This window comes from Micromonospora sp. CNB394, from assembly GCF_000374985.1.
Taxonomy (GTDB): domain Bacteria; phylum Actinomycetota; class Actinomycetes; order Mycobacteriales; family Micromonosporaceae; genus Micromonospora; species Micromonospora marina.
This window is the reverse complement of the sequence record NZ_KB895825.1, coordinates 580,203-599,419: the sequence shown is the minus strand read 5'-3', so window position 1 is coordinate 599,419 and position 19,217 is coordinate 580,203. Positions and strand designations below refer to the sequence as shown.

The window sequence follows — 19,217 nt, the reverse complement described above, 5'->3', positions numbered from 1 at the left end:
CCACAAACCTACGCCCGGAACAGGTGCCGGCGGATCGCCGCCACGTTTCCGAAGATGCGCACCCCGAGCACGACCACCACACCGGTCGACAACTGACCGCCCACGCCCAACTGGTCACCCAGGTACACGATCAGACCCGCCACCAGCACGTTCGAGATGAACGACACCACGAACTGCTTGTCGTCGAAGATCCGGTCCAGCTTCGCCCGCACCCCACCGAACACCGCGTCCAACGCGGCCACCACCGCGATCGGCAGATACGGCTGCAACGCCGCCGGCACCGTGGGGTCCAGATACACCCCGAGCACCACACCGGCGAGCAACGCCAGCACCGCGATCATCGGCCACCTCCCGAAGGGCTGGAAGAACGTCCCGGGCCGGACGACCCGGGACTCGACGAACCGGCACCACCCGAACGCGACGGGCGCGCGCTCGGACTCACCGAAGGCTCGGCGTAGCGTAGCCGCGGCTGCGGCGCCGCCGGCAGGGTGAGGTCCTCGACCCGCTTCACCCCGAACGACAGACCCGTCGTCCGCGCCACCTCACGCATCAACGCCGCCGCCCGGCTCTCGTCGAACCGGTCCCGCATCGACCCCGGCCCGATCGCCTGCACCTCGTACGGGCCCGTCACCGGCCGGTAGTCCACCAGGATCGCCTCACCCGCCGACCGGATCGTCGACGTCGCCGTCAACCGCTGCCCGTTCACCGCCACCGCCTCGGCGCCCGCGGCCCACAACGCGTTCGCGACCTTCTGCAGATCCGAATACAGCACCCGGGACGGACCCGCGTTCCCACCGGTCACCCCGTCCTGGTCCGCCGCCGCGTCGGCCAGCCGCACCACCACGCCGTCCCCCCGCACCCGGGCCAGGCCGGTTCCCGCCTCCAACGTGCGCAACCGGGACGCCTGCGAACCGCTCAACGCCGCGTCCCGCTGCCGGCCGACCTCCTCACGCAACTGCTCCGCGCGCTCGGTCAACCGGTCGGTCTCCGCCTCCCGCCCCTTGATCTCGGCGACCAGACCCGCCCGCGCCGTCGCGCGGCTCGGCTCCTCCGCCATCGTCTCCCGGTACGCCACCGCGAACAGGAAACCGATCAGCGCCAGCACCACCAGGCTCACCGGCCGGCCCAGCACCTGCCGCACCCGCGACACCGAGCCCGTCGCCCGGCGCGCCGCAGCGTCGCCGTACCCCGGATCCAGCGGATTGCGGAACAGCTCGGTCAGGAAGTCCGGCGTGTACACCCGGGTCGACGGGTCGCGCTCCCGGTCCCCGTCCCGCGGCTGCGGCGTGGTCATGCCGCCGCCTCCGTACGACGCCCCCGCATGGTCCGCACGAGGCGGCCGGCCTGCACCACGTACATCGTGCCGGCGGCCCAGTAGAGGGCCAGACCCCACCAGGCCAGCCCCCAGCCGATCGCGCCGGCGGCGGTGCCGGCGTCCGGCACGGCGTCGGCCAGCAGCAGGATCGGGAACGCCGCCAGCAGCAGGAACGTCGCGGTCTTGCCCACGTAGTGCACCGGCGGCGGGCCGTAGCCGTACCGGCGCAGCACCCCGAGCGACGCCAGCAGCAGCAGCTCCCGGGCCAGCAGCGCGCCGGTGAACTGCCACGGCACCACCTCGCGGGCGGTGAACGCGAACAGCGTGGCGATGATGTAGAGGCGGTCCGCGAGCGGGTCGAGCAACTCCCCGAGCCGGCTCACCTGGCCCAGGCGGCGGGCGATCCAGCCGTCCACCCAGTCGCTGGTGCCACCGACGGCGAGCACCACGATGGCGGCGACGTCGGCCCGGACCACGAGGAACAGGTAGAGGAAGACCGGCACGCCGACGAGCCGGACGAAGCTGATCAGGTTGGGCAGCGTGAGGACGCGATCTCCCATGACCGTGGCGGTCCCGGAATCCGGTTGCTCCGCTGGAGCCGGCCGACGCGACACCGAACCTCCCTTCGCAGCACGGTCCGGCAGCCGGACGAGCGGCCGCTGGAGGGACGTGCGCGTTGCCGGCCGGTCAGACGCCGGCGCCCTCTGTGATCCCGGGCTGGGACCTCCCCGATGCGGCCCGCCGTCGTCGTCACGGGCCGCCCAGTTGCGCTGCCACTATATCGGGCTGGCCGTTCTGCCCCGGCTGCCCGCTGCGCCGTTGCTCAGTGGTGTCACGGTGGGGACCGTCACAACCGCTACGGCATCCTAGGACACTAGTTGAACGGTGGAAGGGGAGGCCGATCCGGGCAGTGCGGGTCAGGCGGTACGGGCGGCCGAGTCCGACCCGGCCTGCGGAGCGGTGGCGATCGCGGCCTGACTGAACGCGACCAGCGCCAGCAGCAGTTCGTGCTGCACCCGGTTGGGCATCCGGTCCAGCACGGCCTGCACCGCCCGGTGCCGTCTCTCCTGGAGGTCGCGCAACAGTGTCTCCGCCGCAGTGGTGGGAATCAGCCGCACCTCGCGCCGGTCGCGCGGGTCGGCCACCCGGCGCAGCAGGCCGACCGCCTCCAGGCGGTCGCAGAGCCGGCTCGCCGAGGACGGGACGACGTCCAGCAGCTCGGCCAGCCGGTTCACGTTGGTGTCCGGATGCGACACGATCAGCGACAGCACCCGCAGCTGGGTGGGCGAGACGCTGACCGTGTGCCGGGAGGTCGCGGAGTCGAGCACACCGATGAGCGCCTCCGCAGCCGATTCGATGGCCGCGGCAAGATTCGGAGGTCGCTCCACTCGCTGTCCCCTGCGATCGTCCCGCTCGTGTCCGCTCCGCCGCCCCCGTCACTGCCCCGTCACGTCGTCCGACCGGCTGGAGCCGCGCCAGTCCAGGCAGACGACGACCGCGTCGTCACGGAGATCCGCGTCGGCATGGTACGCATGCAGTTCGCGCATCACCGTACCAACTGCCTCGGTCGCCGGCTGCAGCCGCGTCGACCGCATCGCGCGCGCCATCGCCCGCACACCGTACGGCTCCTGCTCGTCGGGCGCCGCCGCGTACACCCCGTCGCTGACCACGAAGAGACGATCGCCCGGTTCCAGAGTGAACTCCTGCACGTCGTAGCGCGTCTCGGCGAACATGCCCAGCGGCAGTTGCTGCTCCAGCGCGATCGGCGTGACGCGGCCACCGCGCAGCCGCAGCAGTTGCGGTGAGCCGGCATCCACCGCCCGCATCACACCCCGGCGGCTGTCCAGTTCCAGCAGCAGCGTGGCCACGTGCCGGCTTCCCCGGTGCTGGTAGAAGATGGTGTCCGAGGCCAGCTCCGCCTGCTCGACCAGGCTGCCGCCCGAACGCCGGGCGTTGCGCATGGCGTTCACCGTCATCGACGTGAGCATCGACGCGGCCAGCCCGCTGCCGGTGCCGTTGAGCACGGTGAGCGTGAGCCGGTCGCCGTCCACCGACCAGTCGAAGTGGTCGCCGCCCACCGTGTACGCCGGTTCGAGCTGCCCGGCGAGCAGCGCGTCACCGAGCCGTACGCTGCGCCCCGGCAGCAGGTCCCACTGCATCTCGGCGGCCATGCTCAGCCGCTCCCGTCGCCGGGCGCGCCGGTAGCGGTCAGTCTCCCGGTCGGCCGCCCGGATCGCCACGGCCAGTTCCCCGGCGGCGTCACGGACCGCCTCCACAGTGGCCGCGTCCGGATCGCCGGGTAGGTCCACCATCAGCACGCCGAGCCGCTCCCCCCACACCGACAACGGCAGGTAGGCGCGGCAGCGGCCGTCCTCGACGATGTCCAGCACCGGTTCCTGGCTGCTGAAACAGCGCTGCGCCACGGTGTGGGCCGGCAGCGGGCCGCCGTCGGGCACGTCCGGGTCGAGCACCGGCCAGAGCCCGCTGGCGCGGTAGTCGGCGACGAACACCTCCGCCCGCGCGGCCCCGAGCGTCTGGCGAAGCACCGCGTCCGCGGTCTCCGCCAGCTGGTCGGGCGGCGCCGTGCGCAGGGCACGCGACACCGATCCGGACGCCTCCGGCATGCTCATCCTCCGATGACGACTATTGCTACAGAGCAAACATCATACGAAGGTCGGCCGACAACGAACGCCCCGCCTCGGCCGGGCGTGACGAGAACGCCTCAGCCGGCCGCGCGGACCGCCAGCGCGCCGTGGAACGCGTCCGGCACCGGCTCAGGCTCGCTAGCCGGCCGCCACCGGGCCACCGGCACGATGCCGTCGTCGGTCGGCCGCCAGCGGCCCAGCAGCGGCGCGAACCGCTCGGGCGTCCGCATCCGGAACGCCGGACCCATCATGGCCAGCGCCTCGGGGTGACCGGCCAGCTCCTCGGTGTCGAAGTCGATCGCCAGCCGGCTGCCGGGCGCGACCGCCTCGTACAGTTCGTCGAGCGTACGGGCGAGCGTGTCGTCGTCCAGGAACGCCGCCAGCCCCAGGAAGACCACACCCACCGGTCGTCTCCCCCAGCCCGGCACGAACCGGTGCAGCTGCGCCCGGTCCACGGTCCCGATGTCGGTGGCGTCGCCGTAGCCGTACCCGGCCCGGTCGCTGCCGGTGAGCAGGCTGCGGCCCAGGCGGACGGTCTCCGGTTCCACGTCGGTGTAGAGGACAGTCGCCTCCGGTGCGACCTCGTGCACGTTGCCACAGGTGGGCACGCCTGCACCGAAGACCAGGAAGCCGTCGATCCCGTCGGCTGCCATGGCCCGCACGGTACGGCCGAGGAAGCCGCGCAGCGACCGGAAGATCGCCGCGCAGGGCCCGTACGCCGCCTCGAACGCGGCGGCCGCTGCCACGTCCAACGGACGGTGGTGCCGGCCGCCGAGCCAGTAGTCGATCATGCGGGCGGTGCTCGGTCCGTCCGGCTGATCCATCGACGGGGCTCCTCCCCCTGGGCGCTGCACGCCAGCGTACCCACCGGGCGACCCCGGCGGTATCGCCCCGGGCCGCCCACCCGGGCCGCGATACTGGCCACGGGAGCGCGCCGACCACGAGGAGGCACTGGTGAATTCGGCGAACGGGGCCGCGGTGGTGGTCGGGGTGGACGGCTCCGAACCCGCGACACGGGCGGTGCGCCTGGCGGCCCGGGAGGCGCTGCGGCGCGACCGCCCGCTGCGGGTGGTGCACGGCTTCATCTGGCCGCTGCTGCGCGTACCGGTGTCCCCGCCGGCCGGGTCGCCACCCGGTGCCGGGCTGCGCCACCAGGCCGAGCAGCTCGTCTCCGACGCGGTCGCCGTGGCCGAGACCGAGGCACCGGGACTGCACGTCACCGGCGAGATCATCGACGGGGAGGCGGCGGCGGTGCTGCTCGGCGAGTCCCCCACCGCCGCCGTGCTCGTGCTCGGCGACCGCGGCCTGGGCGGATTCGCCGCGCTCGTGGTCGGGTCGGTGGCGGTGCAGGTCTCCTCACACGCCGACTGCCCGGTGCTCATCGCCCGCGGCACCGCCCGTGACGACGGCCCGGTCGTGGTCGGCGTCGACGGCTCCGCGCTGTCGCGCGACGCCGTCGAGTTCGCCGCCGAGGCCGCGTACGACCGCGACGCCGCGCTGCACGTGGTGCACGCCCGCCCGCGCGGCCGGGACGACGACGAGGAGCGGGTGCTCACTGATGCGCTCACCGCGATCGGCGAACGGTGGCCGGAACTGCCGGTGCACGCCGAGGCGGTACGCGCCAAGCCGCTCGCCGCGCTGACCGAGGCGTCCCGCGACGCCCAGCTCGTCGTGGTGGGCCGGCACGGCCGCGGCGAGTTGGGCGGGCTGCTGCTCGGCTCGGTCAGCCAGGGGGTCCTGCACCACTCCGCCTGCCCGGTCGCGGTGGTCCGCGCGCCCGACTGAACGGCGGCCGGGCGGGGACGTGCAGGCGACGGTTGGTCCCGGCCCGGACGGGTAGACGCCTTCGGTCAGCCGACACCGATCCGCAGGAGGCAGAGATGCCAGGACCACGGCCGGGCAGCAACGCGTACGACAAGCAGCGGGCACGCCTTCGCGACCTCGTCGAGCAGTCCGGGCGGGCGTCCGACCAGGAGGCGAACCAGGTCGCCAACCGGATCCTCCAGGACGACCGGGGGCAACGCGGCGTGGTCCGGGGCGAACGGACCTACGGCCCCAAGGGCAACCGGGAACCGGGTGACCCGAAGTGAGATCGGCAGCGGTTGCCGACGGCGCCGTCGCGGGCGCCGTCGGCAGCGCCGTCCTCAACGCGGTCACGTACCTCGACATGGCGTTTCGGGCCCGGCCGGCCAGCAGCACCCCGGAGTCGGTGGCCGGGCGGCTGGCCGACGTCGCGCACGTCGACCTGGGCCCCGGCGACGAGGCGGCGAACCGCCGCTCCGGTCTGGGGCCATTGCTCGGATACGCCACGGGCGTCGCCGCCGGCGCCGTGTTCGGCCTGCTCGCCGCCGATCGCCGGATCCCGTTGCCGCTTGCCACGGTGCTGCTCGGCGGCGGGGTGATGGCCACCACCGACGGCTCGATGACGGTGCTCGGGGTGACCGACCCGCGGAGCTGGCGGCGCAGCGACTGGGTCTCCGACCTGATCCCGCACCTGGCGTACGGGCTGTCGGCCGCAGCCACCTGGCGGCGACTGCGGCCGACGTCGGCTCGCGCCTAGCCGTCGCTCTCGTCGTCGGCCACCGGCTCACCGGCCGGGCCGTACGGCGACACCTGGCCCCTCGGGACGGGGCGTCCCGCGTCGGCGTTGGACGTACCACCGCCTCGCGAACGGCCGCCCGCCTGGGTGGCCGTCTTGCGGCTGTCCTGGCTGGTGCCGCCGAGGTCGTTCCGGCGCAGTTCCTCCTGCTGCGGCTTGACCACGGGTCTCTCCTTCCCGGTGGAGCGCACGGCCGTCGACCGCGCACCCGCCCCGCGTACCCGTCGCCGCCCGGCGCATTCCGGATCGACCCGGGGGTCTGGCCGGGGCCGCGGCGGGTAAGCCGGATGGATGCCAGACGATCGCAACGTCGCGCGCGCCCTGCTGGACCGGCAGTCCCGCACGTACGCGGAGGAAGCCGGCATCGCCCTCGCGGACCGGCCCGGCCCGCTCTACCAGTTGCTGGTCCTCACCACGCTGCTGAGCACCCGGATCCGGGCCTCGGTGGCGGTGGCCGCCGCCCGGGAGCTGTTCGCGGCCGGCTACCGCACCCCGCAGGCGATGGAGGCGGCGAGCTGGCAGGACCGGGTCGACGCGCTGGGCCGGGGCCACTACCGGCGCTACGACGAGCGGACCGCCACCATGCTCGGCACCGGCGCCCGGCTCTGCCTGGACCGCTGGCACGGTGACCTGCGCCGCCTGCACGAGGAGGCCGGCGCCGACCGGGCCGTGCTGCGCCGCCTGCTCACCGGGTTCCCCGGCATCGGCCCCACCGGTGCGGACATCTTCCTGCGGGAGGCGCAGTCGGTGTGGCCGGACGTGCGCCCGTACGCCGACCGGCGCACGCTTGCCGGGGCGCGGCGGCTGGGGCTGCCGGCGAGCCCGGGTGACCTGGTCGGGCTGGTCGGCGAGGCCGACTTCGGCCGGCTGGCGTCGGCGCTGGTGCGGGTGGCCCTGGGCGAGGAGTCGGCGGGCGAGGTGAGCCGCAGCGCCGCCACCGCCCACTGAGGGGTGGCTACTTGGCCGGGCCGGGCTTGGTGAGGTTCCAGGCCAGCAGCGAGGCGAGCAGCGCGAGCAGCACCACGCCGCCGGAGACTCCGCCCTCCCCGCCGCTGTCGCGGCTTCCGGTGAAGCCGAAGTAGATCACGGCCAGCCCGGCCAGCACGGTGATGAACACACGCATTCCACGGTCCCGCACGTCCGCACCGTACGACCGGCGGCGCGGGCCGGGACGCCGGATCGGGCGTCTGTCCCCCGTCCGGGTGTCAGTCCGGCGTACGAACCAGGGCGAGCTGCTCGTGCCGCTGGCGCAGCTGCCGCATCGTGTCGGCCACCGGCAGCGTCCCGGGCAGCAGCACCGGTGGGCGGGCCCGGTCGCCCGCGGTCTGCATGGCCAGCCGCTTGGGGGCGGCTGCGCGCCCATCAGTCGGTCTCCAGGTCGTCCAGCGAGATCGCGTGGGTCATCAGCCAGCGGGCCAGCGCGGCCATCCCGAACAGCCACAGCGGCGCCGACTCGGTGGGGCCGTTCGTGGCGAAGATCGCGAAGCGCAGGTCCGGGGCCCGGTACGCCTCGATCCGCCACTTGTGGTTCTTGTCCCGCCAGACCGCGGAAGGGTCCATGGCGTCACGGTAGGTGACCGGCACGGGCCGGTGGCGCCGGTTGGCTCAGCCCGGCGGGCGGACCATCTCGCGGGCGTCGTCGGGCAGCCGCCGCGTGGCGCCCCGCCGGTCGAGCAGTTCCAACAGCGGCACCGCCACCCGGCGGGTGGTGCCGAGCGCCTGCCGGGCGGCGCTGAGCGTGAACGGCTGCGGCAGCCCGGCGAGCACCCGCACCGCGTCGTCCGGGGCGCCGGGTAGCAGCACCACGTTCTCGGCCAGCCTCAGCAGCACACCGGCCCGGACCGCGGCGCCGATCTCGCGGGGGCCCAGGCCGAGGTCGGCCAGGTGGTGCGCCTCGGGGGCCTGGAACGGCCGGTCGCCGTACTCGGCCCGGACCCGGTCCACCGCCCGGGCCACCGGATCCGGCAGTGTCCCCTGCCCGGCGGCGGTGACCAGGCCGTCGCGCAGCCGCAGCGGCGGGCGCAGCAGCGCCGTGACCAGGGCGCGCTCGGGCAGGTCGAGCCGGTGCCGCAGCACGTCGACGGGTACGCCCGCGGCGAGCGGATGCTCGCCGGCGTACCGGGTCACCTCCGCGGTGAGGCGACGGCCCAGATCCCGCCAGTGCTCCGGGTCGGCCAGCCACTGCCCGGCCACCGGCGTTCCGGCCGGCGGCACACCCATCCGGGTCAGGTCACCGGCCCGGACCAGCCGCCGGCGGCGCAGCTCCCCGGCCAGGTCCGGCCGCCCGTCCAGGCCGGCCAGCACCGCCGCGCGGGCTGCTGCCGCCCCCCGGCGGCGCAGCGGCGGCGGGTCGACGTCCAGCACCGTCACGCCGCCCGCCACGTGGTGCCGGCCGGGGTCGCGCAGCAACGCCCGGTCCCCGACCAGCAGCGGCAGCGGGCGGGCCAGGCGCAGTCGTACCGTGTCCGGGCCCAGCGGCCGGACCCGGGCGGGCACCGCCGCCGAGCCCGCGTGCAGGGTGAGCGCGGCCGGCAGGTCGGCGGCCGGGTCACCGGACAGCCGCACGTCGAGCAGGTCGGTGCGCCCGAACCGGCCAGGCGTGAGCAGCGCGTCGCCGCGCCCGACCCGGTCGCGGGACAGGCCGCGCAGGTTCACCGCGACCCGGGCCACCGCCTCGACAGCGGTGCGTGCGGTGCCGAGCGAGTGCAGCCCGCGTACCCGCAGCGTCTCGCCGATGGCGGCCAGCTCCAGCTCGTCGTCGGCACGCAGCCGGCCGCCGCCGAGCGTGCCGGTGACCACAGTGCCGCTGCCGCGCACGGTGAACGCCCGATCCACCCACAGCCGCACCGGCCCGTCCCGGGCCGGGTCGGGCAGGCGGGCGGTCAGGCGGTCCAGTGCGGCGCGCAGCTCGGGCAGCCCGGCGCCGGTGACCGCGGAGACCGGCACCGCCTCCACAGCGCCCAGCGACGTCGCGGCGATCTCTCGACGGGCGCGCGCGGCCGCCGGGCCGGGGTCGGCCAGGTCCGCGCGGGTCACCGCCAGCAGCCCGTACGACACACCCAGCGCGTCCAGCGCGGCCAGGTGCTCCGCGGACTGCGGCATCCAGCCCTCGTCGGCGGCCACCACGATCAGCGCGGCCGGTACCGGGCCGACACCGGCGAGCATGTTCGGCACGAACCGCTCGTGCCCCGGCACGTCGACGAAGGCGATCGTGCCGCCCGACGGCAGCGTGGTCCAGGCAAAGCCGAGGTCGATGGTCATGCCCCGGCGGCGTTCCTCCGCCCACCGGTCCGGTTCCATCCCGGTCAGCGCCCGCACCAGCGTGGACTTGCCGTGGTCGACGTGCCCGGCGGTCGCCACCACCCACATGCCGGTCAGTCCCCCACGTTCAGCACGGCCGCGCGGACCCGGTCGTCGGCGCCCTCCGGCACGGCACGCAGGTCCAGCAGGACCCGGCCGTGCAGCACCCGGCCGAGGATCGCCGGGTCGCCGGTGCGCAGCGGCTGCGCGTACCGCTCGGGCAGGCTCAGCGCCCACGAGTCCAGCTCCACGCCGGGTGCCCCGCCGCCGCCGACGACGGCGACGCTGGGCACCACCTCGGCCTTGCAGCCGTCCTCGCCGAGCCGGTCACGCAGCCGTTCCAGCCGCTTCCGCAGCCGGGCCGGGTCGGCGTGCAGCGCGTCCCCGGTGGGCGTGGCCGGCGCGTACAGGGTGGCGGCGAGCGCGGCGAGGGTGAGCTTGTCCACCCGCAGCGCTCGGGCGAGGGGGTGCCGGCGCAGCCGGTGCACCAGGTCGGCGTCGCCGAGCAGCAGGCCGGCCTGCGGGCCGCCGAGCAGCTTGTCGCCGCTGGCGGTGACCAGGTGCGCGCCCGCCCGCAACGTGGTCGCGGCGTCCGGCTCGGCGGGCAGCAGCGGGTCCGGCGCGAGCAGGCCGGAGCCGATGTCGGCCACCACCGGTACGCCGAGTGTGGCCAGCTCGGCCACCGGCACCGCGGAGGTGAAGCCGCTGACCACGAAGTTCGACGGGTGCACCTTCAGCACGAACCCGGTCCGCTCGCCGATCGCGGCCTCGTAGTCGGCGCGCGTGGTGCGATTCGTGGTGCCCACCTCGCGCAGCCGGGCGCCGGTGCTGGCCAGCAGGTCGGGCAGGCGGAACCCGTCGCCGATCTCGACCAGTTCGCCGCGGCTGACCACGATCTCCCGGCCGGCGGCCAGCGCGGTCGCGGCCAGCGCCAGCGCGGCGGCGCCGTTGTTCACCACGTGCACCGCCCCGGCGTCGGGCACCGCCGCGGCGAGCGCGTCGAGCGCCTCCCGGCCGCGGCGGGCCCGCCGCCCGGTCCGCAGGTCCAGCTCCACGTCGGTGTGCCCGGCGGCGGCGACCAGGGCGTCCACGGCGGACGGGGCGAGCGGGGCGCGGCCCAGGTTGGTGTGCAGCACGACGCCGGTGGCGTTGAGCACCGCGCGCGGCGTACGACCGGGCAGGTCCGCCAGCGCCGCGTCGCGTACCTCATCGGGGGTCAGCTCGCCGCGGCGGGCGCGGTCCTGCGCGCGGACGATCGCGGCCTTGACCCGGTCGCGGCCGAGCGTGCCGGCGGCGGCGGCCAGCGCGGGATCGGCGAGCAGCGCGTCGGTGCGCGGCACCCGCCGTCGCGGGTCGACCTCACGCATCGGCGCACTCCCGGGAACGGTTCCTGGCGGAGACGGACGGGAATCGAACCCGCCTGGCCCGGATCCCGGACCACACCGGTTTTGAAGACCGGGAGGGGCACCAGCCGCCTGAACGCCTCCACGCAGCAGTCAACCACAGCGGACGGAGGTCCCGCCCGGGGAGGTGTCAGTCCTGGCCGGCGGCCCGCCGGTCGGCGCGTTCGCGCTGCGGCACCACCGTGTACCGCGGATCGCGCGCCGAGGCGACCCCGCCGTGGAAGATGCCGAACCGGGTGCACACCGACGCGGCGATCAGCGCGCCACCGGATAGCGCGGACAGCACCCGGCTGCGGCGGCCGAGCAGCGCGCCCGCCACACCGGCGGCGGTCAGCGCCCGGCCGGCGCGCAGCAGCTTCCCGGGTGTGCCCTGCGTGTAGGGCTCGCTGAGCAGGCCGAGCCGGTTCTCCACCCGGTGCGAACCCCACAGCTCCATCGCCGCGCCCGCGACCGCGAGGCGCCGCGCCGGGCCGGCCTGCGCGCCGGGCGCGGCCACCAGCCCGACACCGGCTCCGCTGGCCAGCGCGCTGCCCGCGAAGATGGCGGGCAGTTCCGGGTACGCCTCGTGCCACGACGGCACCGCCGTGTCCGCCAGCAGCACCCCGGTGTACGTGGCCAGCGCCGGCGCGGTGACGGCGGCGACCACACCGGCGGCATGCCCGGCCGGGGGCAGCAGCCGGCGGCCGAACCCCAGCACGCCACGGTCGGGCAGCAGCGGCGCCGCCTCGGCCACCGCCGCGACCCCGGCGGCCGGGCCGAACACGCTGAGGATCCAGGTGCCCACCGACATCGGTGAGGTCACCTTCGCCACCCGCAGCATGTGGTGGAAGCGTGACGGCCGCCCCAGGTCGTTCACCAGGAAGTACGTGCTGGCGCCGACCGCCGCGAGCGCGCTGACCCGGCCGGCCCGGCGCAGTGCCGGCCGGCCGGTGAGCTGCCCGCCCGCCGCCAGCAGCGACGACCCGGCGGCGAGACCGCCGGTGAACAGGTACGCGGCGACGTCCCACCGCCACACCGGCGGCTTGAGGACGGGCCGGCCGTAGTAGGAGGTGAACTCGGCCGGCGGGACGTTGAGCCGCTCCCCGCCGCCCCTGCCGCCCCGGCGCGGTGCCGCGTCGCGGGACGGGTGCGGGGCGAGGCCGGCGTCGCGTCCGGTGGCGGAACCGTTGACGCGTCCGGCGGCCGGGCGCTCGCGGAAGCGGCGGAACAGGTCACCGACCGGGCGGTCCGGGCTCACGACGATCCTCCGGCGAACGCGGCGACGGCAGCCGCCGCCATGGCCAGGGCGGCCAGCCCGGCCCGCTTCCACATCTTCGGCAGATCCCGGGTGGTGACCACCGGGTCCGGCGGCAGCCCGTAGACCTCGGGTGAGTCCAGCAGCAGGAAGAACGCGCCGTCGCCGCCGACGCCGTCGGTCGGGTCGTGGCCGTACAGCCGCGCCTCCGGCACCCCTCGCTCGTGCAGCGCGGTGACCCGCCGGGCGGCGCGCTCCCGCAACTCGTCGAGCGGGCCGTACTGGATCGACTCGGTCGGGCACGCCTGCGCGCAGGCGGGCGTCATGCCCGCGCCGATCCGGTCGTAGCACAGCGTGCACTTCCACGCCCGGCCGTCGTCCTTGCGCTGGTCGATCACGCCGTACGGGCAGGCGGAGATGCAGTACCCGCAGCCGTTGCAGATGTCCTCCTGCACCACCACGGTGCCGAACTCGGTGCGGAACAGCGAACCGGTCGGGCACACGTCCAGACAGGCCGCGTGCGTGCAGTGCTTGCACACGTCGGACATCATCAGCCAGCGGAAGTCCGTTCGGCTCTGCGCGCCGGTGCCCCGCCCGGGCGGCCGGGCACCGGGCATGCCGAGGAACTCCGGACCGGCGGCCATCAGAGCCGCCGCCTCCGGCCGCCCCGGCGGCAGACCGGGGTTCGTCCCGGTGTCCGCGGCCGTCACCGCGCCGGCCGCCGCCGACGCCGGGCTGGTCGCCGGGCCGGTCGGGTCACCGGCGAACGGCGGCGTGCGGTGCCCGGCCGGGCGGGGCTGCTCGATGAACGCGACGTGCCGCCACGAGTTCGCGGTAAGCGCGCCGGTGTTGTCGTACGACATGCCTAGCAGGTCGAAACCCGAGTCGGGGACGCCGTTCCACTCCTTGCAGGCCACCTCGCACGCCTTGCAGCCGATGCAGACGCTGGTGTCGGTGAAGAAGCCCATCCGGGGCGGCGCGGAGACCCAGCCCGCGTCCGGTGCCGGGTCGAGCGGGCCGTACAGGCTGTTGGCGTCAGGCATGCGGTTCCCCGTCCTGGTGCGCGGCGGCCGACTGCTCGTCGGTGCTGCCGGCGGCGTCGTCCCCGCCGGCCGCGTCGGTGGTCACCACCGGCACCTTGCGGTCCGGCGTCATCCCGGCACGCCGCTGGTAGTCGCCGACCAGGTCGAGCAGCGACGGGCCGGTGGGCCGCCGCCCGGGCCGGATGTCGCAGGTGCCGACCTTGCTCTCCTGGATGAGGACGTTCGGGTCCAGCGTGATGCCGAACAGGTCGTTCGCCGAGTCGCCGGTCACCAGGCCCTCGGTGCCGAAGTGGTACGGCAGCCAGACCTGGTGGATGATCCGGCCGTCCACCCGCAGCGGGGTGAGCCGGTCGGTGACCAGCACCCGCGCCTCGATCACCGCGCGGCCGCTGATCAGGTGCGCCCAGCCCAGATGGGCCAGCCCGACCTCGCCGGCGAGTTCCGGGGACACCTCGACGAACATCTCCGGTTGCAGCTCGGCCAGGCGCGGCACGGTACGGCTCATCCCGCCGGCCGTGTGGTGCTCGGTGAGGCGGCTGACCGTGAACACGTACGGGAAGACCTGGCTGTCCGGCTCCGGCGGGCTCGGGTTCATCCGGTTGATCGGATGCTCGTAGATCTTGCGGGTCGGGTTGGCCTGCTGACCGTAGAGCGGGTTGCGCATCGGCGACTCGGCCGGCTCGTAGTGCGTGGGCAGCGGGCCGTCGAGGACGCCGCCCGGCGCGTACAGCCACGCCTTGCCGTCGCCCTGCATGATGAACGGGTCGTCACCGGCGAGCGCGGCCGGGCCGGAGGCGCCCTCCGGCGGCCGGTACGACGGCGGCTTCGTCTTCTCGAAGTCCGGCACGTCGTAGCCGGTCCACTCGCCGGCGTCCGGATCCCACCAGACGTATTTCTTGCGCTCGCTCCACGGCCGGCCGTCCGGGTCGGCGGAGGCGCGGTTGTACAGCGTGCGCCGGTTCGCCGGCCACGCCCAGCCCCACTCGGCCGCCACCCAGTCCTGCTCGTGCCGGGGCCGGCGGCGGGCCGCCTGGTTCACCCCGTCGGCGTAGACGCCGGAGTAGATCCAGCAGCCGATCGCCGTCGAGCCGTCGTCACGGGCCTCGGTGAAGGCGCCCAGCGGGCGGCCGGTCGCCACCTCGTACCCGTTGATCTCCTTGAGCACCGCCTCGGCGCTCGGCTCCGCGTGCGGGCCGTGCGTCGGGTAGTCCCAGGCCAGGTCCAGCAGCGCGCGGTCGCGGCGCTGCGTGGAGCCGGCCAGTTTCTCCCGCAGCACCCGGCCGAGGTGGTAGAAGAACCACAGCTCGGAGCGGGCGTCGCCCGGCGCGTCGACCGCCTTCTCCCGCCACTGCAACAGCCGCTGCGTCTGGGTGAACGTGCCTTCCTTCTCCACGTGCGAGGCCGCCGGCAGGAAGAACACCTCGGTGCGGCACTCCTCCGGCACGATCTCGCCGGTGGCGACCTCCGGGCCGTTCTTCCAGAACGTGGCGCTCTCGATCATGAACAGGTCGCGGACGACGAGCCAGTCCAGGTTGGCCATGCCCAGGCGCTGGGCCCGGCCGTGCGCCGAGCCGACCGCCGGGTTCTGGCCGAGCAGGAAGTAGCCCTTCACTCTGCCGTCGATCATGTTCAGGACCTGCTGGTACGTGCCGTGGTCGCCGGTCATCCGGGGCATGTACCCGTAGCAGAAGTCGTTCTCCGGCGTCGCCGCGTCACCCCAGTACGCCTTGAGCAGGCTCGCCGCGAAGGCCCGCGAGTCGCCCCAGAAGCCCTTCTGGCCCGGGTGCCGGATGCTGTCCACCCACTCGTCGAACGTCGGGTGGTCCGCGTGGTGCGGCATCGGCAGGTAGCCGGGCAGCAGGTTGAACAGCGTCGGGATGTCGGTGGAGCCCTGGATGCTGGCGTGCCCGCGCAGCGCCAGGATGCCGCCGCCCGGGCGGCCCATGTTGCCCAGCAGCGTCTGGATGATCGAGCCGGTGCGGATGTACTGCACGCCGACGCTGTGCTGCGTCCAGCCGACCGAGTAGACGAGCGCGCCGGTACGCTCCCGGCCCGAGTTCTCCGTCCAGGCGCGCGCCAGTTCGAGGAACCTCTCCTCCGGGATACCGCACACGCGGGCCACCATCTCCGGGGTGTAGCGGGAGAAGTGCCGCTTCAGGATCTGGTAGACGCAGCGCGGATGCTGCAACGTCTCGTCACGTGGCGCCCGCGCCGGCACCGGCTCGCCGTGCGACTCGTGCTCCAGCCCGGAGGCCGAGTCGCGTTCCTTGCCGGTGCCCCGGACCGTGGCATTGCCCTCCTGGCCGTCGTACTGCCAGCTCGCGTGGTCGTACGAGCCGGTGTCCGGGTTGTAGCCGGAGAACAGGCCGTCCAGGTCCTCGGTGTCGGCGAACTGTTCGCTGACGATGTTGGCCGCGTTGGTGTACGCCAGCACGTACTCCCGGAAGTCGAGCTGGTTCTCCAGGATGTAGCGCACCACGCCGCCGAGCAGCGCGATGTCCGTGCCCGCCCGGATCGGCAGGTACGTGTCGGCGAGCGCGCTGGTGCGCGTGAACCGCGGGTCGACGTGGAAGACCTTCGCGCCGCGTTTCTTCGCCTCCATCACCCACTGGAAGCCCACCGGGTGGGCCTCGGCCATGTTGGAGCCCTGGATGACGATGACGTCAGCGTTGGCGAGATCCTGCTGGAAGTCCGTGGCGCCGCCGCGACCGAAGCTGGTCCCCAGACCGGGGACGGTGGCGGAGTGTCAAATCCGGGCCTGGTTCTCGATCTGGAGTGCCCCCATCGCCGTGAACAGCTTCTTGATGAGGTAGTTCTCCTCGTTGTCCAGCGTCGCGCCGCCGAGGCTGGAGATGCCCAGCGTCCGGTTCAGCGGGCGGCCCTGCTCGTCGACGTCCTCCCAGGTCTCCGCTCGGGCGGCGAGGATCCGGTCGGCGATCATGTCGAGCGCGACGTCGAGGTCCAGGTCTTCCCACTCGGTCGCGTACGGCCGGCGGTAGCGGACCTTGGTCTGGCGCAGCGGGCTGGTCACCAGGCTCTTGCTGGCCGAGCCCTTCGGGCAGAGCCGGCCACGCGAGATCGGGCTGTCCGGGTCGCCCTCGATCTGGGTGACCTGGCCGCCGGAGTGGAAGACCCGCTGTCCGCAACCGACCGCGCAGTACGGGCAGACCGAGCGGGCCATGCCGTCGGCGGTCTCGGTGCGGGCGGTCAGCCCGGCGGAGCGGGGCGACTGGGCGGCGGCGCCGCGACCGAGCGGGTCGGTGCCGGTGAGTTGCCGGTAGACCGGCCACCCCTGGATGAACGTCTTGAGACCCATCCGCGCACCCCCCTCTCCGTCGAGAACGGCTCACCTCTGCCTGTAACCCTAGGCCAGCGGTCCGGGGGGTGCGACTCGAGCCGACAGACAGAGCCGCCCCGGCCGGTGGGCCGGGGCGGCTCTGGGCGTCGGTGTGCATGTCGCCTCTCGGCGAGTGGCGCGACGCGGCTCCAGCCGAACGGTATTCCGCGAAGGCAATTTAGGTGAGGCCCGGGGACACTGGACACACCGACGCTCTGCACAACGGTACCGGGGGCACGGTTCTTCCGCTCGTTCGTCGTGACCCCGGTCACCGCCGGGTCAGCTGTTCCAGTGCTGGGCGACGAGGTCGGCGGCCTGCTGTTCCCACTGGGCGTAGTGGTCGGGGTAGGCGCTCACCTGGACGGTCTGGGCGGCGACGGTCAGGGGCATGTCGCGCCAGCCGTCGACCTGCTTGAGGCCCTTGAGGAACGCCAGGGTGGAGTACTCGGGGTCGGTGATCTGCTCGACCGTGCCCCAACCGGAGGACGGGCGCTGCTGGAACAGGCCCTGCGAGTCGTGGTCGTTACGGTCACCGAGGTGGCCGAGGTTCTCCAGCTTCGACTCCTGCAGCGCGGTGGCGATGGAGACGACGGCGGCTCGCTCGTCCATCCCGGCCTTCTTCGTCGCCGCGATGATCGCCTTCACGTTGGCGGTCTGCTCGTCGCCCAGCTCGATGTGGGACTGGGTGCCCTGCACGCCGTGCGGGATCAGCGCGGCGGTGTCGAGCTTCGCGGTGGCCTGGGTGGTGACGGCCACGTCCCGCGCCGGGGTGGTGCTGCTGGTGTCGTGGTTCAGGGGGCCGGCGGCGAGGCCACCGGCGACGGTCAGACCGGCGATTCCGAGGATGCTCTTACGCAGGATCGTGTTCATCGGAGTGCTCCATTCGGGGGTCGACGCCCGTAACCGGTGGGGGCCGGTGCGGGTGCGAGCACCGTCAGGCGCTCAGAAAAGCTCTCGGGGGGTCCGGCGTCCTGCTCACGCGGCCCGCACATCACGCCCGGGGGCGGCGGGGGGCCGGCTGGCGGTGCCGGAGACATGTGCAACGACCGCGGGCCGGGGATCATTCCCGGGCGCCTGCCGCCCGCCCTTCACCGGCGCGGGGTGCTGCTGCGGTCGTACACCAGGTATAACGCTCCGCCACCGGCACCGATTCCGCCGCCCGGGTGTCCCCGGCCGTCGATCATGAGGTTGGCGGCGCGTGCTGACCGATTTGTCCGGTAACCTCATGATCGACGGGGCGAGGCGGGACGGCGGGCGCAGGGCGGGTGGCGCTGCTCGGGGAACGGATGGGGGGAAAGGGGCCGGGCAGGGGTTACCCTGATGCCATGTCGGTCAGCGCGCACGCGTACCTCGCCCGCCCCGGGCGACCCGCCGTGGTGGCGCGCACCCTCGACGAGCTCACCGGCCCCACGAGCGGCATCGTCGAACTGCCGGTACGCCTGATGTGGAGCAGCGAACGCGCGTTCGACCTGGGCGAACCGGACGAGCTGCTCTGGATGTACGAGAACGTGCTGCGCGAGACGACCCGGGTGGAGGATCTGCGCGAGCTGATCCACGCGGGCACGTTGCGAAGGCTGTGGCCACTGCTCAACCTGCCCCGGGGCGTACGCCTGGCCTGGGAGAGCCGGCACCGGAGCCTGCGCCCGGCGTGACCCACCCGCACGACTTCTACCGGCAGGTGGCCCGGGTGGCTCTGGCCGCCGCGGGCCCGCATCGCTTCGTGCTCGGCGGCGGGGTGGCGTGGGCCGTACACGGCCTGGTCACCCGTCCCACGGAGGACGTCGACCTGTTCGCCGACGTGGAGGGCGCCGCCGCGGCGGCGGCCGACGGGGTGCGCGCGGCGCTGGAGCGGGCCGGCTACCAGGTGGCCGAGGTGGACCCGGGCGGGCTGGGTGCGGTGTTCGACGGCTTCGACCGGGACCTGCGGGACTTCGTGGTGAGCCGGGACGGCCGGCAGATCCGGCTCAGCCTGGCCCGCCTGGACCGGCACCGCAGCCCGGTGGTGATGGACCTCGGCCCGGTGATGGACGTCCGCGACCTGATCGCCAACAAGACCGCCGCGCTGGTGAACCGGCGGGAGGTACGCGACTACATCGACGTCTCCGCCGCGCTGGACCGGTACACGGTCGCCGAGTTGCTGGAGCTGGCCCGGCAGGTCGACCCGGCGCTCGACGACGAGGACGTGCGCGCCGCGGGCCGCTACCTGGACGGGCTGGCCGACCGCCGGTTCACCCGCTACGGCCTGGACGCGCCGCGCATCGCCGAGGTGCGCCGCCGGATGGCCGCCTGGCCCCGCTGAGCGGCGGAACCAGACGACCGAGGGCGGGGACCGGTCGGGCGC

The 19,217-nt window shown here is 74.3% G+C and carries 22 protein-coding genes and 1 tRNA gene; 6 read left to right on the top strand and 17 right to left on the bottom strand.

All coding sequences use genetic code 11. The features are described from left to right. Positions 1-8: 8 nt before the first annotated feature. The 6 genes from C569_RS0102685 to C569_RS0102660 all read right to left on the bottom strand — a co-directional run bounded on the left by C569_RS0102685 (position 9) and on the right by C569_RS0102660 (position 4,784). Positions 9-341, bottom strand: coding sequence for a small basic family protein (locus C569_RS0102685; RefSeq protein ID WP_007071104.1), 333 nt, complete (start codon positions 339-341; stop codon positions 9-11). Further along, a complete protein-coding gene (locus C569_RS0102680; protein WP_018784285.1) occupies positions 338-1,294 on the bottom strand; it encodes a DUF881 domain-containing protein in 957 nt (318 codons plus the stop codon). Before C569_RS0102680 ends, C569_RS0102685 begins: the two co-directional genes overlap by 4 nt. Continuing rightward, positions 1,291-1,929: a CDP-alcohol phosphatidyltransferase family protein gene (locus C569_RS0102675; RefSeq protein WP_026267614.1), complete on the bottom strand. Its 639-nt coding sequence runs from the start codon at positions 1,927-1,929 to the stop codon at positions 1,291-1,293. Before C569_RS0102675 ends, C569_RS0102680 begins: the two co-directional genes overlap by 4 nt. A gap of 303 nt (positions 1,930-2,232) precedes the next feature. Further along, positions 2,233-2,703 carry a MarR family transcriptional regulator gene (locus C569_RS0102670; RefSeq protein ID WP_018784283.1) on the bottom strand — a complete coding sequence of 157 codons (471 nt, stop codon included), beginning with the start codon at positions 2,701-2,703 and terminating at the stop codon, positions 2,233-2,235. Between the two features lie 48 nt (positions 2,704-2,751). Further along, entirely contained in the window at positions 2,752-3,939 is a 1,188-nt protein-coding gene (locus C569_RS0102665) for a PP2C family protein-serine/threonine phosphatase (protein WP_018784282.1), read from the bottom strand. 98 nt (positions 3,940-4,037) lie between these two features. Further along, a complete protein-coding gene (locus C569_RS0102660; RefSeq protein ID WP_018784281.1) occupies positions 4,038-4,784 on the bottom strand; it encodes an SAM-dependent methyltransferase in 747 nt (248 codons plus the stop codon). A gap of 130 nt (positions 4,785-4,914) precedes the next feature. On the opposite strand from C569_RS0102660, the gene C569_RS0102655 reads away from it, so the two are divergent. From C569_RS0102655 to C569_RS0102645, 3 genes are all read left to right on the top strand, one after another. Beyond that, a complete protein-coding gene (locus tag C569_RS0102655; RefSeq protein ID WP_018784280.1) occupies positions 4,915-5,745 on the top strand; it encodes a universal stress protein in 831 nt (276 codons plus the stop codon). 95 nt (positions 5,746-5,840) lie between these two features. Then, positions 5,841-6,050, top strand: coding sequence for a hypothetical protein (locus C569_RS0102650; protein WP_018784279.1), 210 nt, complete (start codon positions 5,841-5,843; stop codon positions 6,048-6,050). Beyond that, complete coding sequence (locus tag C569_RS0102645) at positions 6,047-6,520, top strand: hypothetical protein (protein WP_018784278.1); 474 nt, start codon at positions 6,047-6,049, stop codon at positions 6,518-6,520. Before C569_RS0102650 ends, C569_RS0102645 begins: the two co-directional genes overlap by 4 nt. Here C569_RS0102645 and C569_RS0102640 read toward each other — a convergent pair. Then, positions 6,517-6,723: a hypothetical protein gene (locus tag C569_RS0102640; RefSeq protein WP_018784277.1), complete on the bottom strand. Its 207-nt coding sequence runs from the start codon at positions 6,721-6,723 to the stop codon at positions 6,517-6,519. The two genes, C569_RS0102645 and C569_RS0102640, sit on opposite strands and share 4 nt — an antisense overlap. A 127-nt stretch (positions 6,724-6,850) precedes the next feature. Between C569_RS0102640 and C569_RS0102635 the strand changes: the two genes are divergently transcribed. Beyond that, positions 6,851-7,507, top strand: coding sequence for a hypothetical protein (locus tag C569_RS0102635; protein ID WP_018784276.1), 657 nt, complete (start codon positions 6,851-6,853; stop codon positions 7,505-7,507). Positions 7,508-7,514: 7 nt separating this feature from the next. On the opposite strand, the gene C569_RS31990 is transcribed toward C569_RS0102635, so the two are convergent. The 10 genes from C569_RS31990 to C569_RS0102585 all read right to left on the bottom strand — a co-directional run bounded on the left by C569_RS31990 (position 7,515) and on the right by C569_RS0102585 (position 17,746). Further along, complete coding sequence (locus tag C569_RS31990; protein WP_081635886.1) at positions 7,515-7,697, bottom strand: hypothetical protein; 183 nt, start codon at positions 7,695-7,697, stop codon at positions 7,515-7,517. Positions 7,698-7,764: 67 nt separating this feature from the next. Further along, positions 7,765-7,890: a hypothetical protein gene (locus C569_RS34715; RefSeq protein WP_018784274.1), complete on the bottom strand. Its 126-nt coding sequence runs from the start codon at positions 7,888-7,890 to the stop codon at positions 7,765-7,767. Positions 7,891-7,921: 31 nt separating this feature from the next. Continuing rightward, positions 7,922-8,119 (bottom strand): hypothetical protein, encoded by a 198-nt coding sequence (locus C569_RS0102620; protein ID WP_013286387.1) that lies wholly within the window; start codon positions 8,117-8,119, stop codon positions 7,922-7,924. Between the two features lie 45 nt (positions 8,120-8,164). Then, positions 8,165-9,928, bottom strand: coding sequence for a selenocysteine-specific translation elongation factor (selB, locus tag C569_RS0102615; RefSeq protein WP_018784272.1), 1,764 nt, complete (start codon positions 9,926-9,928; stop codon positions 8,165-8,167). Between the two features lie 5 nt (positions 9,929-9,933). Then, positions 9,934-11,226, bottom strand: a complete 1,293-nt coding sequence (gene selA, locus C569_RS0102610; protein ID WP_018784271.1) for an L-seryl-tRNA(Sec) selenium transferase — start codon at positions 11,224-11,226, stop codon at positions 9,934-9,936. A gap of 24 nt (positions 11,227-11,250) precedes the next feature. Then, positions 11,251-11,346 (bottom strand) — tRNA-Sec (locus C569_RS32980). Between the two features lie 46 nt (positions 11,347-11,392). Continuing rightward, positions 11,393-12,499, bottom strand: coding sequence for an NrfD/PsrC family molybdoenzyme membrane anchor subunit (nrfD, locus tag C569_RS0102605; protein ID WP_018784270.1), 1,107 nt, complete (start codon positions 12,497-12,499; stop codon positions 11,393-11,395). Then, a complete protein-coding gene (locus C569_RS0102600) occupies positions 12,496-13,539 on the bottom strand; it encodes a 4Fe-4S dicluster domain-containing protein (protein WP_018784269.1) in 1,044 nt (347 codons plus the stop codon). Before C569_RS0102600 ends, nrfD begins: the two co-directional genes overlap by 4 nt. Next, the gene (fdh, locus tag C569_RS29700; protein ID WP_231394690.1) at positions 13,532-16,855 is read right to left on the bottom strand and encodes a formate dehydrogenase; all 3,324 of its coding nucleotides are present in this window, start codon (positions 16,853-16,855) and stop codon (positions 13,532-13,534) included. Before fdh ends, C569_RS0102600 begins: the two co-directional genes overlap by 8 nt. Positions 16,856-17,155: 300 nt before the next feature. Continuing rightward, entirely contained in the window at positions 17,156-17,746 is a 591-nt protein-coding gene (locus C569_RS0102585) for a hypothetical protein (protein WP_018784266.1), read from the bottom strand. Positions 17,747-18,201: 455 nt separating this feature from the next. On the opposite strand from C569_RS0102585, the gene C569_RS0102580 reads away from it, so the two are divergent. Continuing rightward, the gene (locus tag C569_RS0102580) at positions 18,202-18,528 is read left to right on the top strand and encodes a hypothetical protein (RefSeq protein WP_018784265.1); all 327 of its coding nucleotides are present in this window, start codon (positions 18,202-18,204) and stop codon (positions 18,526-18,528) included. Next, positions 18,525-19,175 carry a nucleotidyl transferase AbiEii/AbiGii toxin family protein gene (locus C569_RS0102575; RefSeq protein ID WP_018784264.1) on the top strand — a complete coding sequence of 217 codons (651 nt, stop codon included), beginning with the start codon at positions 18,525-18,527 and terminating at the stop codon, positions 19,173-19,175. Before C569_RS0102580 ends, C569_RS0102575 begins: the two co-directional genes overlap by 4 nt. Positions 19,176-19,217: the final 42 nt, after the last annotated feature.

What these genes read in the sequence shown, in the direction of transcription:
- C569_RS0102635 (WP_018784276.1), top strand. Translation starts at nt 6,851, where the DNA reads ATGCCAGACGATCGCAACGTCGCGCGCGCCCTGCTGGACCGGCAGTCC.
- C569_RS34715 (WP_018784274.1), bottom strand. Translation starts at nt 7,890, where the DNA reads ATGCAGACCGCGGGCGACCGGGCCCGCCCACCGGTGCTGCTGCCCGGG.
- C569_RS0102680 (WP_018784285.1), bottom strand. Translation starts at nt 1,294, where the DNA reads ATGACCACGCCGCAGCCGCGGGACGGGGACCGGGAGCGCGACCCGTCG.
- selA (WP_018784271.1), bottom strand. Translation starts at nt 11,226, where the DNA reads ATGCGTGAGGTCGACCCGCGACGGCGGGTGCCGCGCACCGACGCGCTG.
- C569_RS0102665 (WP_018784282.1), bottom strand. Translation starts at nt 3,939, where the DNA reads ATGCCGGAGGCGTCCGGATCGGTGTCGCGTGCCCTGCGCACGGCGCCG.
- C569_RS0102650 (WP_018784279.1), top strand. Translation starts at nt 5,841, where the DNA reads ATGCCAGGACCACGGCCGGGCAGCAACGCGTACGACAAGCAGCGGGCA.
- C569_RS0102580 (WP_018784265.1), top strand. Translation starts at nt 18,202, where the DNA reads ATGTCGGTCAGCGCGCACGCGTACCTCGCCCGCCCCGGGCGACCCGCC.
- C569_RS0102660 (WP_018784281.1), bottom strand. Translation starts at nt 4,784, where the DNA reads ATGGATCAGCCGGACGGACCGAGCACCGCCCGCATGATCGACTACTGG.
- C569_RS0102585 (WP_018784266.1), bottom strand. Translation starts at nt 17,746, where the DNA reads ATGAACACGATCCTGCGTAAGAGCATCCTCGGAATCGCCGGTCTGACC.
- C569_RS0102685 (WP_007071104.1), bottom strand. Translation starts at nt 341, where the DNA reads ATGATCGCGGTGCTGGCGTTGCTCGCCGGTGTGGTGCTCGGGGTGTAT.
- C569_RS0102600 (WP_018784269.1), bottom strand. Translation starts at nt 13,539, where the DNA reads ATGCCTGACGCCAACAGCCTGTACGGCCCGCTCGACCCGGCACCGGAC.
- C569_RS0102620 (WP_013286387.1), bottom strand. Translation starts at nt 8,119, where the DNA reads ATGGACCCTTCCGCGGTCTGGCGGGACAAGAACCACAAGTGGCGGATC.
- selB (WP_018784272.1), bottom strand. Translation starts at nt 9,928, where the DNA reads ATGTGGGTGGTGGCGACCGCCGGGCACGTCGACCACGGCAAGTCCACG.